This window comes from Pseudonocardia sp. TMWB2A, assembly GCF_017312135.1.
In genome coordinates this window covers 704018-719050 of record NZ_QKQY01000002.1, presented here as the reverse complement: position 1 = coordinate 719050, position 15033 = coordinate 704018, and the positions used below count along the sequence as shown (strand labels likewise).

Sequence of the window (15033 nt, the reverse complement as noted above, 5' to 3'; positions counted from 1 at the left end):
CTCGCTGATCACGCCCGCGTCACGCATGATGGACCGGTGACGATCCCGCCCGCCACCGCGCTCGCCCCGGAGCACGGCCTGCCCGGGCACCTCGTCGACTTCGTCTCCGCGCTGCGCCGCCACCACGTCGCGGTCGGCCCGGGGGAGACCGTCGACGCGGCCCGCGTGCTCGGCGCCCTGGACCTGCTGCACCGCGACCAGCTGCGGGAGGGGCTCGCCGCGGCGCTGCTGCGCCGCTCCGGGCAGCGCGGCACCTTCGACGCGCTGTTCGACCTGTGGTTCCCGCCCGCGCTGGGCGCCGGGTCGTCGGACGTCGACGTCCCGCGGATCGACGACGAGTCCGGGGAGGGCACCGGCCCGGTCGACGTCGACGCGCTGCGCGAGATCCTCGCCGACCTGCTCCGCGACGGCGACGAGGAGACCCTGCGCGAGCTCGCCCGCGCCGCCGTCGACGCGATCGGGACCTCCGGCGCCGCCGGGCAGGGCGTCCGCGGGCAGACCGCGAAGCCGAACTGGTCGGCCTACCAGGCGCTCAACGCGTTGTCCCCGGACACGCTGCTCGCCCGGATCCTCGACGGGCTGCGGGAGGAGGGCGACACCGACTTCGTGTCCGAGGTCCGCCGCCGCGAGATCCGCGACCGCATCGCCCGGTTCCGCGACGTCGTCCGCGAGGAGGTCCGCCGCCGCACCGCCGAGCAGCGCGGCCGCGAGCAGATCGCCCGCACCACCACCCCCACCCAGACCGACCAGGTCGACTTCCTCACCGCGAACGCCACCCAGCTCGCCGACCTGCGCCGCACCGTGCAGCCGCTGGCCCGGCGGCTCGCGTCGCGGCTGTCGGCGCGGCGGCGCCGCTCGAACCGCGGCCGGCTCGACCTGCGGCGCACGCTGCGCCGGTCGATGTCCACCGGCGGCGTGCCGATGGACCCGGCGCACAAGGTGCGCCGCCCCGGCCGCCCCGAGCTGGTGCTGCTGTGCGACGTGTCCGGGTCCGTCGCCGGGTTCAGCCACTTCACGTTGCTGCTGGTCCAGGCGCTGCGCGAGCAGTTCTCCAAGGTGCGGGTGTTCGCGTTCATCGAGCGCACCGACGAGGTCACGCACCTGTTCGAACCCGGCGCGGAGCTGTCCGGGGTGATGCAGCGGGTGCTGCGCGAGGCCACGCTCACCGCGTTCGACGGGCACTCCGACTACGGCAGCGCGTTCGGCGACTTCCTGGAGCACCACGGCGACGCGCTCACCCCGAAGACGTCGCTGCTGGTGCTCGGCGACGGCCGCACCAACTACCGCGACCCCAACCTGCGGGCGCTGGCGATGATGGCCGGGCGGGTCCGGCACGCGCACTGGCTCAACCCGGAGCCCGAGCGCAGCTGGGGCTCCGGCGACTCGGCCGCCACCCGTTACGGCGAGGTCCTCCCGATGCACGAGTGCCGTACCGCCGCGCAGCTCACCGACGTCGTCCAGGCGCTGCTGCCGGTCTGACCTTCCGGACGATCACCCCGGAAGGGCTGACACCGGCGTCGCCGCGTCCTAGATTGCCGGGGTGCAGGAGATCACGGTCCGGGTCCTCGGCCCGCTCCGTGTGACGGCCGGCGGCGCGGCGGTCGAGGTCGGCTCCGGCCGCCGCCGCGAGCTGCTCGCCCGGCTCGCCGCGGCCGGCGGCGAGGTCGTCGCCGTCGACACGCTGGTGGAGGACCTGTGGCAGGGCGCCCCGCCCGCGCAGGCGCACGGCGGGCTGCAGGTCCACGTCTCCCGGCTGCGACGGGTGCTCGAACCCGACCGGTCCCCGCGGGCGGTCCCGACGGTGCTGGTCAGCCGCCCACCCGGCTACGCCCTGGCACTCGGCCCCGACGGGCTCGACGCGCGCGCCTTCACCGACCTCCTCGACCGCGCCGCCGCGGCCGCACCGGACCGGGCCGACGCCCTGCTCGGCGAGGCCCTGGCGCTGTGGGACGGTCCCGCCTACGCCGAGTTCGCCGACGCCGCCTGGGCGCGCGCCGAGGCCGAACGCCTCGACGAGCTGCGTCAGGTCGCGCTCGAGCGCCGGGCCCGCGCGCGGCTGCGGCTGGGCCGGGCCGACGCCGTCGTCCCCGACCTGACGGCGCTGGTGGGGGAGCACCCGCTGCGCGAGGACGCGGTCGGGCTGCTGGCCGTCGCGCTGTACCGCACCGGCAGGCAGGCCGACGCACTGGCCGTGCTGGCCCGCACCCGTCGCCTGCTCGCCGACGAGCTGGGCGTCGACCCCGGCCCCGGGCTGCGCGCGATCGAGGCGGACGTGCTCGCCCACCGCGACCCCGGCGGCGACCCCGGCGTCGGTCGCGCCGACGCGACCGGGACCGGGAGCGGAACAGGGCCGCGCCCGGTCGCACCGGCACCGGCCGACCCGTCCCCGCGGACCCCGGCCCTGCTCGGGCGGGCGGCCGAGCTCGGCAGGCTCACCGCCGCCGCGGAGCGGGCCCGCGGCGGCGGGCAGCTGGTGCTCGTCGCCGCCGACGCGGGCGCGGGCAAGTCCACGCTGCTCGCCGCGTTCGCCGCCGCCGCGACCGCCGACGGCTGGACGGCCGTCACCGGCCGCTGCCCTGAGATCGACGGCGCCCCGCCGGCCTGGGCGTGGCGGGAGATCGTCGACGCGCTCGTCACGGCGCACGACCCGCCCGCCGACCTCGTCGAGCGGCTCGCCCCGCTGCGCTCCCCGGCCGGGCCCGGCGGCGCCGAGGTCACGTTCTGGCTGGCCCGGGCGGTGGTGGAGCTGCTCGCCGTCGCGGGGCGGGAGCGGCCGCTGCTGCTGGTCCTCGACGACCTGCACCGCGCCGAGTCCGAGACCCTCGCCCTGCTGCGCGCGGTCGTCGCCGGGGCCGCGGAGCTGCCCGTGCTCGTCGCCGCGGGCCTGCGCCCGGCCGAGGCGGGCGCCGAGCTGCAGGCCGCGCTCGCCGCCCTCGCCGAGCCCACGGCGGACCGCATCGAGCCGGCGCCGATGACCGTGGGCGACGTCGCCGGGATGCTGGACCGGCACGGCGTGCCCGCCGCCGCGCCCGAGCTGGTCGCCCGGATCACCGAACGGACCGGCGGGAACCCGCTGTTCGTCCGCGAGCTGGCCCGCCTCGTCGCCGCCGAGGGCCCGTCGGCCGCGGCCGACGCGGTCCCGGCCGGGGTCCGCGAGGTCCTGCGGCGGCGCCTGGCCCGGCTGCCCGCGACCACCCGCACCGCGTTGGCCCGGGTCTCGGTGCTCGGCCGCGACCTGGACACCGACGACGCCCTCGACCTCGCCGCCTCCGCCGACGGCGCCGACCCGCTGGACGCCCTGGAGCCCGCGGTGCTCGGCGGGATGCTGCTCGAACCCGAGCCGGGACGGCTGCGGTTCTCCCACGACCTGGTCCGCGACACCCTGTACGGCGACATCCCGCAGCTGCGTCGCGCCCGGCTGCACGCCGCGGCCCACGCGATCCTCGCCCGCAGGCGGCCCGACGACCCGGTCCCGCTGGCCCACCACGCGCTCGCCGCCGGGTCCGCCGTCGAGCCGGACCGTGCCCTGGCCGCGGTCCGTGCCGCCGCCGCGGCCGCCGCCGGGTTCGGCTCGCACCGCGAGGCCGCCCGGTTCTACGGCCGCGCCGTCGAGCTCGCCGGACGGGCCGGGACCGGCGTCGACGACGAGCTGGCCCTGCGCTGCGCGCTGGTCGCCGAGCTCGCCCGCGGCGGCGACGGCCACACCGCCCTCACCGAGCGCCGGACCGCCGTCGAACAGGCGACGGCCGCCGCACCGCAGTGGCTCGGCGCCGCCCTGACCAGCTACGACACCCCGGTCAGCTGGACCATCCGGCCGGGCCAGAACATCGACGCCGAGCTGATCGACCTCATCGAGACCGAGCTCGCGGCGACCCCGCCCGACGCCGTCGACCGGCGGGTGCGGCTGCTCGCCGCCCTGGTGTTCGAGATCGAGGGGCACGACGACGACCGGGTCCGCTCCGCCTCGGCGGAGGCCATGGCGCTCACCGGGCGCGGGGTCGATCCGCTGCTGCGCTGCCGGGCGCTCAACGCCCGGTTCTTCGCCGTCCTCGCCCCGGACCTGTGGCACGAGCTGGCCCCGGTGGGGGAGGAGCTGGCCGAGCTCGGCGGCCGGGCCGGGCACGCCGGCTACCGCACGCAGGCCCACCACCTGCAGCTCATGGTCGCTGCCGGCAGCCACGACCTCGACGCGGCGACACGGCACGCGGAGGCCGCCGTCGCCGGGGCCCCGGGCGGGCAGCTGGAGTTCACGCTCGGCTGGGCCTACATCTTCTCGGCGCTGCGCGCACTCGTCGCCGGGGAGCTGGACACCGCCGAGGAGCGCTACACCGAGCTCGCGACCCGGCTGGTCGGCGCCGGCCAGGTCAACGGGGCGCTGATGGGGCTGCTGGGGCGGTTCGTCGTGCGGCACGACCAGGGCCGCCTCGGCGAGCTGGCCCCCGAGCTCGAGGCGCTCCGCGACGCGCTGCCTCCGCCCTTCGGGGACTTCCTCGCGCTGGCCCACCTGCACGCGGGCAACCCCGTCCGGGCCCGCGAGGTGTGGGTGCCGGACGCGGAGCTGGCCCGCAGCTACTACTGGCTGATCTGGACCTGCGTGCGCGCCGAGGTGGCGGTCGGACTGGCCGACCGGGACGTCGCCGCGCGGTGCCGGGAGCAGCTGCGCCCGTGGACGGGCACGGTGGCCGGGTTGTCGTCGGGCACGATCGCGCTCGGCCCCACCGACCTGGTGCTCGCCGGTCTGGAGGGGCTGCTCGACCCGGCGGGCGGCGGCCGGGTCCACCACCTGCGCGAGGCCGAGCGGGTCGCGGCGGAGCTGGGTGCCCCGGTGTGGCGCGACCGCGCCCGGCGGCTGCTCTCGGCGGCTGGTGCCGACCCCTCGACGGCACCGGTCCCCGGGGCTCAGGACGTGCCGAACACCAGCGCACAGCGCCTGCGGTAGCCGCCGCGCAGCAGCCGCTCCATCAGCACGACCACCGGCCCGGCCTCGCGGCGCATCCCGGCCCACTCCTGCGGGGTGGTCACGGCGACGATCCGCGGCAGCATGAACCGCAGGCCCGGCCCGGACTTCTGCACCTGCGCGACGACGGCGTCCCAGTCGTCGGCGGGCACGTGGCGCTCGATCACCGGGAACAGGTCGCGCTCCTCGGCGTCGAGGTGCTCGTCGATCTCGTCGCGGACGACGGCGAGCCGGTCCGCGAGCACGCCCGCCGCCCGCGCCCGGGCCGGTCCCTGCGACGCGGCGACGACGGCGGTTGCGGCCTCCCGCACCGCGGCGAGCAGCGGGTCGAGGCGGCCGTGGTCGTCGCTGAGCTCGTCCAGGTCGACGGCGTGCCCGGCGTGCCGGGCGATCACCGGCCAGGCGATGTCGTCCTCGGCGGTGTGGTGGCCGTGGATCTCGTGCTCCAGGTGCTCCAGCCAGGTCCGCAGCGCGCGGGCGCGCCGGTCCGGGCAGGGTGCGCCGTCGGTGATCGCGCGGGCGGCGTCGGCGAGCCGGTGCAGGTCGACCCGCATGACGCGGTGGGCGAGGGTGATGCCGACCAGGTCGGCGGTACGGGTGTCGCGGGCGGTGGTCACCGGGGTCTCCTACGGGTTCGGGGCGGTCGGTCTCTCGACACCGCAGACCGTGCGCCCACCCGCTGGCCGGGGACTTGCACCTCACTTGTGCCACCGTTCGGGTCTTGACCGGCCGGCCAACCAAGAGTAGACCTGAGGTATCCCCACAGGGACCTCACAGGAGAAGGTGACTGACGATGGCTGGGACCACTGGTCGTACCTGGCAGCGGTGGCAGGACTGGGCCGCTCTCGTGATCGGTGTGCTGACGGCCCTCTCGCCTCTCGTGACGACGACGAATGCCGCCGCCGCGTGGACGATGGTCGTACTGGGCGTGGTGCTCGCCGCCACGTCCCTCTGGTCGCTCGCCGTGCCCGGCTCGGTGGCGAGCGAATGGGTGCACGGTGTGCTCGGCGTGCTGCTGTTCCTCGCCCCCTGGGTGATGGGCTACAGCGCGCTGACCGGGGCGTCGTGGACGTCCTGGGTGGCCGGCGTCCTCGCGGTCGTCGTGGCGGCCTCGGCGCTGCCCGCGGCGAACGCGGAGCACCGCACGCTCGCCACGCACTGACCGTCCGGCAGCACGACGACCAGGTGAGGGGCCGCGACCCCGAGGGGTCGCGGCCTCCGCCACGTCCGGGGGAGGATCGCACCGTGGACCACGAGTTCGACCCGGACGCACCCGCCCGGGACCGCATCCTCGACGCGGCCGAGGGGCTGTTCGCCGAGCACGGTTTCGACGCGACGCCCACCTCGCGCATCGCCGAGCGGGCCGGGGTGCCGAAGGGGCTGGTGCACTACTACTTCCGCCGCAAGCCCGACCTGCTCGAGGCGCTCGTCGAACGGCTCCCGCACCCGGTGCGCGGGGCGGACGTCGCCGTCGCCGGGGACGTGCTCGCCGGGCTGCGGGCGCTGGTCGCCGCCCTGGACCGGGCGCTCGACGCGTCCTCGGTCCTGTCCCACCTGCTGTGGCGCGAGGCCGACACCCACCCGGTCGTCCGCGACGCGCTGCTGCGCCGCTCCGGTGAGCTGGAGGACGCGGTGCACGAGGTCCTCGCCACCGGCGGCGGGGCGCCGGAGCGGATCCGCGGCGCCGCCCGGCTGCTGGCCGCGGCGATCGGGCACCGCTACGCCCTCGACCGGCACGGCGACGACGCCCGCACCGACATGGAGGCCGAGCTGTCCTTCGTCGCCGCGGGGCTGTAGCGGCGCTCCCGGAGCGGGGTCAGGGCCAGGGGCGCCAGGGCGCGCCGGACTCCTCGTAGCGCGGGACGGTGTGCCTGCGGTCGGCGAGCCGGTGCAGCGCGTGCGCCGTCCACGTCCGCCACCCCAGCAGGGCCAGTAGCACCACGATCAGCCCGGCGGTCAGCGGGCCGGCCCAGCCGAGCGGACCCGAGGCGTTGACCGCGGCCATGACCAGCGGACCGAGCAGCGCGAACACCGCGCCCGCGACCTGCGGGAGCCGGGCGTCGGCGAGCACGTCGACGGCGATCAGCCTGCGCTGCTCACCGTCCGGGGTGCCGCCCGAGCGCAGCACCTTCCGCGCGGCTGCGCGGTCGCGCACCAGTCCCATGTCCGGCCCGCGGGCCGGGGCGACCCGCACCGGGATCCGCGACGCCGACAGCCACAGCAGCACCACGCCGAGCAGGCTCAGCAGCCCGCCGACGACGATCGCGGCCAGCAGGTGGTCGGCGCGGGCGTGCACGTCGGTGGTGATCGAGTAGACGACGCCGAACCACGCCGCCGCGACCCCGGCCGCGACCCGGCCGATGACGACGGCCCGCAGCGACGGCGGTCGCACGGTCGGCCACGGCCCGGCCGGTGCGACGGCGGCGGGCTCGCCGGGCCGGTCGTCGGGACGGCCCTCGGGCACCGGCGGCGCGGGCGGGGCCAGCACCGGGCCGGGCGTACCCGGGGGACCCGCGGGCGGCGGGGCCGCGGGCTCGTGCAGCCGCCGACGCCCGCCGGGCGCGGGCGGAGGGGCCGGAGGACCGGGCGCGGGGGAGCGGGGGCCGGCGTCGCGGTCGGCCCGGTCGCCGGTGTCCGGAGCACGCATGGTCGCGACGCTACCCGCGGGTCCGGGCGCTCGGGCCGGGGTGTCGGCCCCGCGCGACGGGTGCGGCCCCCGGGGCGCCGAACGAGCGGTGCGGATCACGCAGAGTCGACAAACCGGTCAGGTTAGGCTCGCCTTCCTAGCTCGAAGGAGGCCCACCGTGCCGCTCGCCGCAGCACCCCTGTCCGCCCGTTCCGTGAGCCGTCGCGGCGTCCTCGCCGGCGCCGCCGGTCTGCTGGTCCTCGCCGGGTGCGGGGCCCGGCCGCAGGACCGGCAGGGAGCCGACGGTGCGGCCACGGAGGGCTACCCGGTGACGGTGCGGCACGCGCTGGGGGAGACGGTCGTCCCCGACCGGCCGCAGCGCGTCGTCACCCTCAGCGCGGCGAACACCGATGTCGCGCTGGCGATGGGGGTGCTGCCGGTCGCGATCCCGCGCACCGTCTACGGCGGCGACGCCGAGGGCGTGCTGCCCTGGGTGCGCGACGCGATCACCGCGCACGGCGGCGCGTTCCCGCAGGTCATCGGCTCCGACGACCTGTCCGCGACGCCGATCGAACAGGTCGCCGCGGCCCGGCCGGACCTGGTGCTGGCCACCTACTCGGGGCTGACGCGGGCCGAGTACGACCAGCTGTCGGCGATCGCCCCGACCGTCGCCTACCCCGACGCCCCCTACTCCACCGGCTGGCAGGACCAGACCCGGATCGCCGGTCAGGTGTTCGGCGACCCGGCGCGGGCCCGGCAGCTGATCGACTCCACCGGGCAGCGCCTGCGCGCCGCGGCCCAGCGGTACCCGCAGCTCGCGGGGGCCACGTTCGTCTACACCGGCGGGATGGACGCCGGTGCGCTCGGCGTCTTCCGGGCGGGCGACGTCCGGGTCCGGCTGGTCACCGACCTCGGGCTCACCCTGGCGCCCTACGTCGAGCAGAACGCGCCGGGCGGCGGGGAGGTCTACTACACCGTCAGCGGTGAGCTGCTCGCGCGCGTCGAGTCCGACCTGGTCATCGGCTTCTTCGCGACGCCGGCCGAGGAGCAGGCCTTCCGGGCCGCGCCCGGCGTCGGGCTGCTGCCGGCGATGGCCCGCGGCGGGTTCGCCCCGGTCGTCGGGGCCGACCGGGTGGTGGCGAGCTCGGCTCCGTCGGTCCTGTCGATCCCGTGGGTGCTCGACGCGTACCTGCCGATCCTGGCCGACGCCGCCGCCCGCTCGCGCGGCTGAACCGGTCACCCGCCTGCCGTAGTCGACACCTGACTATCAGTTATCTCCGCAGGTGACGCGAACGGGTGAATGCGCGTTGCGGGCGCCGCCGCCCCTCGTTGAGTGGGCAAGACCGTTTGCGACGGTCTAACGACCAACCATGGAGGTTGTGAGATGCGGAAGTCCGTTCGCGGCGCGCTCGTCGGCGCAGCGCTGCTCCCCCTGGCCGTCGCGGCGCCCGCCGCGGCCTTCGCCGGCACCACCGGCTACGACGAGGGTGGCAAGGACAAGGGTCACTCGAAGCACGAGGGTGACAAGGACAAGGGCCACCACAAGAAGCACGGTCACCACAAGAAGTGGGACCACAAGAAGCACGACGACAAGAAGCACGACCTCGCGCTGCCGGCCCCGCTGGACAGCGTCGTCGACATGATCACGGGTGCCACCGGCGGCGGCATCCCGTCGGCGCCGGCTGCTCCGGCCTCGCCGGTCGGCTGACCGAACCCGGTCCCGTGACGGGCCGGTCCGGACCCTCGAGGGGTGTCCGGACCGGCCCGTCCGCCGTTGCGGGGCCGGAGTCGTACGGGCGGGTCAGATCACCGGCGCCGGGTCCTGGGTCGGCGGGTCCTTGAGGATCGTGTCGCCCTTCACGAACCACGCGACACCGAACGCGAGGATCGCGACGGCCTCCAGCCAGAACAGGGTGTGGAGCCGCTCGGCGACGGCGTCGGGCACCAGTGCCGCGTCCAGCGCGGCCAGCACGAGGCAGGTCACGATCGTCGCGCCGCAGACCCGGTAGACGAGGTTGCGGGCGGCCTTGCTCCGCGTCCCGGATTCGCCGCGGGTGAACAGGACAAGGCAGAACCAGGCCAGGCCCGCGAAGAACACCGTCGCCGCGGCCAGGTGGAGGTACCCGACGACGGTCGCCGCCGTCGTCGCCGCGCCGTCGGGCCGGGTGGGCAGCAGTGCGACGGCGATCGCCGCCGTCCCGGTGATGTTGGCGAGCCGGTTGTCCGGCCGCTCGTAGCGGTAGCAGAAGAGGAACACGCCGACCGCGCACAGCGAGCCGACGAACACGTCGCGCATCGGCGAGTAGTAGTAGCGGCTGATGGAGTCCCGCAGCCCGTCGCCGCCGAGGGCCAGGTCGCCCGCCACCAGCACGAACGGGAGCAGGATCCCGATCACGCCGACGGCACGCCGCAGACCCAGGTAGGACAGCACGGCACCGTCGGCACGCGAGGACATGGCGAAGATCGTCGCAGAGCCGTCACTCGAACTCTCGTTCGATCCGGCGTAGCGTTCCGGAGGTGGACGTCGGCGGGCAGGCTTCGCTCTTCGCGACCGGGGGTGCGGCCCCGGCGTACCGGCACGAGCTCGCCGGCGGGGCGTGGGTCGACGTCGCGGTCGGCTGGGCTCCCGATGCGGACGAGCTGTTCGCGCTGCTCCGCGCGACCGTGCCGTTCCGCGGCCACCGCCGCCGCATGTACGACCGCGTGGTCGACGAGCCGCGCCTCACCCACCGCTGGGTCCTGCCCGACGACGCGGTGCCCCACCGGCTGCGCGACATGGGCCGCACGCTGGGGGAGCGCTACGGCCACGACTTCACCCAGATCGGCGTGAACCTCTACCGCGACGGCGCCGACGGCGTGGCCTGGCACGGCGACCGGGTAGCCCGCGAGCGGCCCGAGGCCGTCGTCGCGCTGGTCGCCCTCGGCGCGACGCGGCCGCTGCGGCTGCGCCCGACCGGCGGCGGCGCGTCGGTGTCGTTCCCGCTCGCCTCGGGGGACCTGCTGGTCATGGGCGGGACGTGCCAGCGGACCTGGCAGCACAGCGTGCCGAAGGTGGCGCGCAGCGGTCCGCGCATCAGCGTCCAGTTCCGCCACCTGTATCCGGGGATGCCGCCGGGCGGGTGACCGACATAGTCTGCGTCGATGCAGCGCAAGATCGGCGTGATGGGCGGGACGTTCGACCCCGTCCACCACGGCCACCTCGTCGCCGCCAGTGAGGTGGCGGACCGCTTCGCCCTCGACGAGGTGATCTTCGTACCGACCGGGAGACCGTGGCAGAAGACCGGCCGCGACGTCTCACCGGCCGAGGACCGCTACCTGATGACGGTCATCGCGACGGCGTCGAACCCCCGGTTCTCGGTCAGCCGCGTCGACGTCGACCGCGACGGCCCCACCTACACCGCGGACACCCTCGCCGACCTGCACGACGCCATGCCCGACGCGCAGCTGTTCTTCATCACCGGCGCGGACGCGCTCCAGCAGATCCTGTCCTGGCGCAAGGTCGACGAGCTGTTCCGCTACGCGCATTTCGTCGGCGTGACCCGGCCCGGGTACGAGCTGGCCGACGGGCACCTGCCCCAGGGGTCGGTGACGACGGTCGAGGTGCCCGCGATGGCGATCTCGTCCAGCGAGTGCCGGGCACGGGTGGGGGCGGGGCGGCCGGTCTGGTACCTCGTGCCGGACGGGGTGGTGCAGTACATCTCCAAGCGCAGTCTGTACCTGGATCCGGAGCGCTGAACTGCGGTTTCTCTCGGCGGACCCCTGCGGATACAAGATCATCTGGCTCGGAGGGCCAGCGCGGATCCGCACCGAGCGCGGTGTCGACGAGCGTCCGGGTGCGGTCCAGGGCGTCCGGCCACGCGTGTGCGTAGGTGATCATCGGCGAGCTGTGTCCCAGGGCGAGCTGCACCGTCTCGACCGACGCCCCGTCGTGGATCAGCAGCCGTCGGCGGGGCAGCCGAACATCGGCGGCCGACCCCGTGCGCCGTCCACCGCTCCGCGGTGATCCTCGGTACGCGCGGTGATCCGCTCGTCGCGTGCGTCCGGTCGCGCGCGGGCGACGGATCAGCGCGCGGGCCGCGGATCACTGCGCGGACGGACGCTCGGCCGGGATGTCAGGGCGCCGGACGGGTGATCGCGGCGGTGGACGTGTCGGCCCACGTCTGCGCCACGCCCCGGGAGGAGTCCGGATCCGGGCCCCACCCACCCCGGGTGACGACCACGCCCCCGTCGATCAGCGCAGGAGTGCCGTGCAGGCCCCGCGCGACCGCGCTCAGGTACTGATCGACGGGCAACGGGCCGGCCCCGGGGGGCGGGTCCGGAACCGGGGTGCGGACTCAGGCCCGCTGCAGCTCCAGCACCGGGATGGTCCGGTCCGTCTTGCGCTGGTAGTCGCCGAACTGCGGCTCCAGTGCGACCTGGCGGGCGTAGACCTCGTCGCGCTCGGGGCCGGTGACCTCCCGCACCCGCACGGGCAGGGTGTCCGTGCCCAGCTCGATCCGCGTGTCGGGGTTCGCGATCAGGTTGTGGTACCAGTCCGGGTTGCTGTCGGCGCCACCCTTGCTCGCGAAGATGTACACCCGCTCGCCCTCGATCAGCGGGACCAGCGGAGCGATCCGTTCGGTGCCCGACCGGGCCCCCACGTGGTGCACCAGCACCAGCGGCTTGCCCTCGAACATGCCGCCCGCCCGGCCGCCGTTCGCGCGGAACTCCTCGATCACGGCGCGATTCATCGCGGCGAAGTCCATCGGGGCGGGTGCGTCACTCATGTCGAGCTCCTCCGGTGAGGTGTCGGGCGCCGTCTCCGCGCCGTACCTCCCCGGTCAACTCGATCTCCCCGCCGGTCATTCCAGGCCCCTCGGGGTCCGCCCGATCGGGGAGCCGGACGCGTCCCCGTGGTGGCGGACGGTTCAGGACGTGTGGCGGCGCCGGCCGGGCGCACCCCGGTGGGATCGCATCAGGGCGGCGAGCGGCCCGGCGCGACGGCATCGCCGTGCCGGGCCCCGGCCGGGTAACGCCCCGGCCCGGCCCGACGATCCCGCCCGCATGACGAACGCCGTCCCCGTCGTGCTGAGCGCGCGCCTCTGCGCCGTCGCCGACGCGGAGCTCGACAACGCCATCGAAGTCGCGATCATGGGCGACGACCACGCGCGGGCCGATCTCGCCCTCGCCGCCCGCGAGTCCATCGGCGCGCAGGTCCCCTGGGTCGACGGGCAGTGGCCGGCGGCCGACCAGGAGCTGCGCATCGGTCTGGACCCGTCCCAGTGGGCGCTGGTCGTCGAGGAGGTCCGGGGCAGCCGTGCGGGCTACGAGCGGATCGGCGACCGGGAGTCGGTCGCGCTGGGTGAGGAGGTACTGGACGTGCTGGGCCGGCAGCTGACCTGAGCTACCCGGCGGCCTCCATCGCCACGTCGCTCCCGCGCCACTCCGCCGCCAGCTCCTCCAGTGGCACCCCGAGCGCCTCGCCCAGACACACGATCGTCCCGAACCCGGGCGACGGCAGCCGTCCGGTCTCGAGCTTGCGCAGCGTCTCGGGGGAGATGCCGGCCGCCCGTGCGACGTCGACCGGGTCGCGGTCGGCCCGGGCCCGGCGCAGCAGCGCACCGAGACGGCGGCCGGCCTCGATCTGCTCGGGCGTGAGGGGCTGACGGACCATGCGTCGAGCGTAGGGTCGGTATTACTGTACCGGCAAGTAGCGATCGTCCGGTATAGTAATACCGTGATCGAACTGAAGACACCGGCCGAGATCGACCGGATGCACACGACCGGCCGGTTCGTCGCCGAGGTGCTCACCGCGGTCGGCCGGATCGCCGACGTCGGCGTGAACCTCCTCGACATCGAGCAGCACGTGCGCGGCATGATCGCCGAACGCGGCGCCGAGTCCTGCTACTGGGACTACGCCCCGTCCTTCGGGCGCGGCCCGTTCCGCAACGTCATCTGCCTGTCGGTCAACGACGCCGTGCTGCACGGGCTCCCGCACGACTACGTCCTGCGCGACGGCGACGTCCTCAGCGCCGACATCGCCGTCAGCATCGACGGCTGGGTCGCCGACTCCGCCCGGACGGTCGTCGTCGGCACCGCGGCCGACGAGGGTGACCTGCGCGTCATCCGGGCCACCGAGGACGCCCTGGAGGCCGCGATCGACGCGGCCCGGCCGGGCAACCGGCTCGGCGACATCTCCGCCGCCATCGGCGGGGTCGCCCGCGACTACGGCTACCCGGTCAACACCGAGTTCGGCGGGCACGACCTCGGCCGCACCATGCACGGCGACATCCACATCCCGAACGCCGGGCGGGCCGGTCGCGGCCTGACCCTGCGCCCGGGGCTGACCCTCGCGCTCGAACCCTGGTTCGCACGGACCACCGACAAGATCGTGTTCGACCCGGACGGCTGGACGATCCGTTCCGCCGACGGCTCGCGCACCGCGCACTCCGAGCACACCGTCGCGATCACCGAGGACGGCCCCTGGGTGCTGACCCGCCGCGGGCAGGGCTGAGCGGCCCGTGCGTGTCGCCCTCGACGCACTGACCGTCCCGGTCCCGCCGGCCGACGCCGAGCGGACCCGGGCGTTCTACCGTTCCCGTCCGGCGGGCCGCGGTCCCGCGGACGCCGACGAGCTGCGCGCGGTCCGGGCCGCGGTCGCCCCGCCGCCGCCCGCGGTGCCGCCCGCGGTGGGGGACACCGCCGTCGCCGACGGCCGTCGGGTGCCGGTGCGGATCTGCCGCCCGCCGGGCGCGGCGCGCGGGGTGCTGCTGCAGATCCACGGCGGTGGCTTCTACCTGGGCTCGGCCGCGCGGGACGACGTCGGGAACCGGGCGCTGTCCGACGCGCTCGGCGTCGCGGTCGTCGCCGTCGACCACCGGCTCGCCCCGGAGCACCCCTGGCCCGCCGCCCCCGACGACTGCGCGACCGCGGCGCTGTGGCTGCTCGACCGGGCGCCGGAGCTGTTCGGCACCGACCGGATCGCGTTCACGGGCGTCTCCGCCGGGGCCACCCTGGCCGTGACGACGCTGCTGCGGCTGCGCGACCGCGGCCTGGCCGACCGCGTCGCCGGGGCCGACCTGCGGTACGGCACCTACGACCTGAGTGCCCGGACCCCGGCCGGTCGCCGCATCGCCGACGAGTACTTCCTGCGCGCCTACGCCGGCCACGTCGCCGACCGGACCGTCCCGGACCTGTCCCCGGTGTTCGCCGACCTCACCGACCTGCCGCCGCTGCTGATGACGGTCGGCACCGACGACGTGCTGCTGGAGGACAACCTCGCGATGGCCGCCCGGCTCGCGACGGCCGGGGTCGAGGTCGACCTGCGCGTCCACCCGGACGTCCCGCACGGCTTCGCCGGGCACGACACCCCGGTCGCCGCCACCGCGCTGCGGTACGCGCGGGACTGGCTGTCCGCCCGGATCGACGGCGCGTCCCCGTCGACCGGGCTGTGACGACCCGACCTCGCACA

At 75.9% G+C, this 15033-nt stretch carries 17 protein-coding genes; 11 read left to right on the top strand and 6 right to left on the bottom strand.

Annotated features, from left to right (window positions below; all coding sequences use genetic code 11):
* Positions 1–36: 36 nt before the first annotated feature.
* Complete coding sequence (locus DMP17_RS17755) at positions 37–1479, top strand: vWA domain-containing protein (protein ID WP_337830123.1); 1443 nt, start codon at positions 37–39, stop codon at positions 1477–1479.
* 61 nt (positions 1480–1540) lie between these two features.
* Positions 1541–4939 (top strand): BTAD domain-containing putative transcriptional regulator, encoded by a 3399-nt coding sequence (locus DMP17_RS17750; RefSeq protein ID WP_337830122.1) that lies wholly within the window; start codon positions 1541–1543, stop codon positions 4937–4939.
* Here DMP17_RS17750 and DMP17_RS17745 read toward each other — a convergent pair.
* On the bottom strand, positions 4900–5574 hold the full coding sequence (locus DMP17_RS17745) for a hemerythrin domain-containing protein (RefSeq protein ID WP_337830121.1): 675 nt from the start codon (positions 5572–5574) through the stop codon (positions 4900–4902). The genes DMP17_RS17750 and DMP17_RS17745 overlap by 40 nt on opposite strands.
* Before the next feature lie 176 nt (positions 5575–5750).
* Between DMP17_RS17745 and DMP17_RS17740 the strand changes: the two genes are divergently transcribed.
* Positions 5751–6119: an SPW repeat domain-containing protein gene (locus DMP17_RS17740; RefSeq protein ID WP_062401380.1), complete on the top strand. Its 369-nt coding sequence runs from the start codon at positions 5751–5753 to the stop codon at positions 6117–6119.
* Between the two features lie 83 nt (positions 6120–6202).
* Positions 6203–6754, top strand: a complete 552-nt coding sequence (locus DMP17_RS17735; RefSeq protein ID WP_226355949.1) for a TetR/AcrR family transcriptional regulator — start codon at positions 6203–6205, stop codon at positions 6752–6754.
* Between the two features lie 19 nt (positions 6755–6773).
* Here the strand turns inward: DMP17_RS17735 and DMP17_RS17730 are convergent, their stop codons facing one another.
* On the bottom strand, positions 6774–7604 hold the full coding sequence (locus DMP17_RS17730; RefSeq protein WP_337830120.1) for a hypothetical protein: 831 nt from the start codon (positions 7602–7604) through the stop codon (positions 6774–6776).
* A 157-nt stretch (positions 7605–7761) separates the two neighbouring features.
* Between DMP17_RS17730 and DMP17_RS17725 the strand changes: the two genes are divergently transcribed.
* On the top strand, positions 7762–8814 hold the full coding sequence (locus DMP17_RS17725) for an ABC transporter substrate-binding protein (protein WP_226355951.1): 1053 nt from the start codon (positions 7762–7764) through the stop codon (positions 8812–8814).
* Positions 8815–8967: 153 nt separating this feature from the next.
* Positions 8968–9291, top strand: a complete 324-nt coding sequence (locus tag DMP17_RS17720) for a hypothetical protein (RefSeq protein WP_226355952.1) — start codon at positions 8968–8970, stop codon at positions 9289–9291.
* Positions 9292–9384: 93 nt separating this feature from the next.
* Here DMP17_RS17720 and DMP17_RS17715 read toward each other — a convergent pair whose 3' ends face one another.
* Positions 9385–10038, bottom strand: coding sequence for a DUF998 domain-containing protein (locus DMP17_RS17715; RefSeq protein ID WP_226355953.1), 654 nt, complete (start codon positions 10036–10038; stop codon positions 9385–9387).
* Positions 10039–10100: 62 nt separating this feature from the next.
* Here DMP17_RS17715 and DMP17_RS17710 point away from each other — a divergent pair, with 62 nt between their 5' ends.
* Both DMP17_RS17710 and nadD read left to right on the top strand, forming a co-directional pair.
* On the top strand, positions 10101–10706 hold the full coding sequence (locus DMP17_RS17710) for an alpha-ketoglutarate-dependent dioxygenase AlkB (RefSeq protein ID WP_337830119.1): 606 nt from the start codon (positions 10101–10103) through the stop codon (positions 10704–10706).
* Positions 10707–10724: 18 nt separating this feature from the next.
* Positions 10725–11318 (top strand): nicotinate-nucleotide adenylyltransferase, encoded by a 594-nt coding sequence (gene nadD / locus DMP17_RS17705; protein ID WP_226355955.1) that lies wholly within the window; start codon positions 10725–10727, stop codon positions 11316–11318.
* Positions 11319–11695: 377 nt separating this feature from the next.
* Here nadD and DMP17_RS17700 read toward each other — a convergent pair whose 3' ends face one another.
* Both DMP17_RS17700 and DMP17_RS17695 read right to left on the bottom strand, forming a co-directional pair.
* Positions 11696–11875, bottom strand: a complete 180-nt coding sequence (locus DMP17_RS17700) for a hypothetical protein (RefSeq protein WP_337830118.1) — start codon at positions 11873–11875, stop codon at positions 11696–11698.
* 42 nt (positions 11876–11917) lie between these two features.
* On the bottom strand, positions 11918–12349 hold the full coding sequence (locus DMP17_RS17695) for a nitroreductase family deazaflavin-dependent oxidoreductase (RefSeq protein ID WP_226355956.1): 432 nt from the start codon (positions 12347–12349) through the stop codon (positions 11918–11920).
* 277 nt (positions 12350–12626) lie between these two features.
* On the opposite strand from DMP17_RS17695, the gene DMP17_RS17690 reads away from it, so the two are divergent.
* A complete protein-coding gene (locus DMP17_RS17690; RefSeq protein ID WP_226355957.1) occupies positions 12627–12965 on the top strand; it encodes a hypothetical protein in 339 nt (112 codons plus the stop codon).
* 1 nt (position 12966) lies between these two features.
* Here DMP17_RS17690 and DMP17_RS17685 read toward each other — a convergent pair whose 3' ends face one another.
* Positions 12967–13236 carry a helix-turn-helix domain-containing protein gene (locus tag DMP17_RS17685; protein ID WP_337830117.1) on the bottom strand — a complete coding sequence of 90 codons (270 nt, stop codon included), beginning with the start codon at positions 13234–13236 and terminating at the stop codon, positions 12967–12969.
* Between the two features lie 63 nt (positions 13237–13299).
* Between DMP17_RS17685 and map the strand changes: the two genes are divergently transcribed.
* Together map and DMP17_RS17675 are read left to right on the top strand one after the other, a co-directional pair.
* Positions 13300–14076: a type I methionyl aminopeptidase gene (map, locus tag DMP17_RS17680; protein WP_337830116.1), complete on the top strand. Its 777-nt coding sequence runs from the start codon at positions 13300–13302 to the stop codon at positions 14074–14076.
* Positions 14077–14083: 7 nt separating this feature from the next.
* Positions 14084–15016: an alpha/beta hydrolase gene (locus DMP17_RS17675; protein ID WP_226355960.1), complete on the top strand. Its 933-nt coding sequence runs from the start codon at positions 14084–14086 to the stop codon at positions 15014–15016.
* Positions 15017–15033 lie beyond the last annotated feature (17 nt).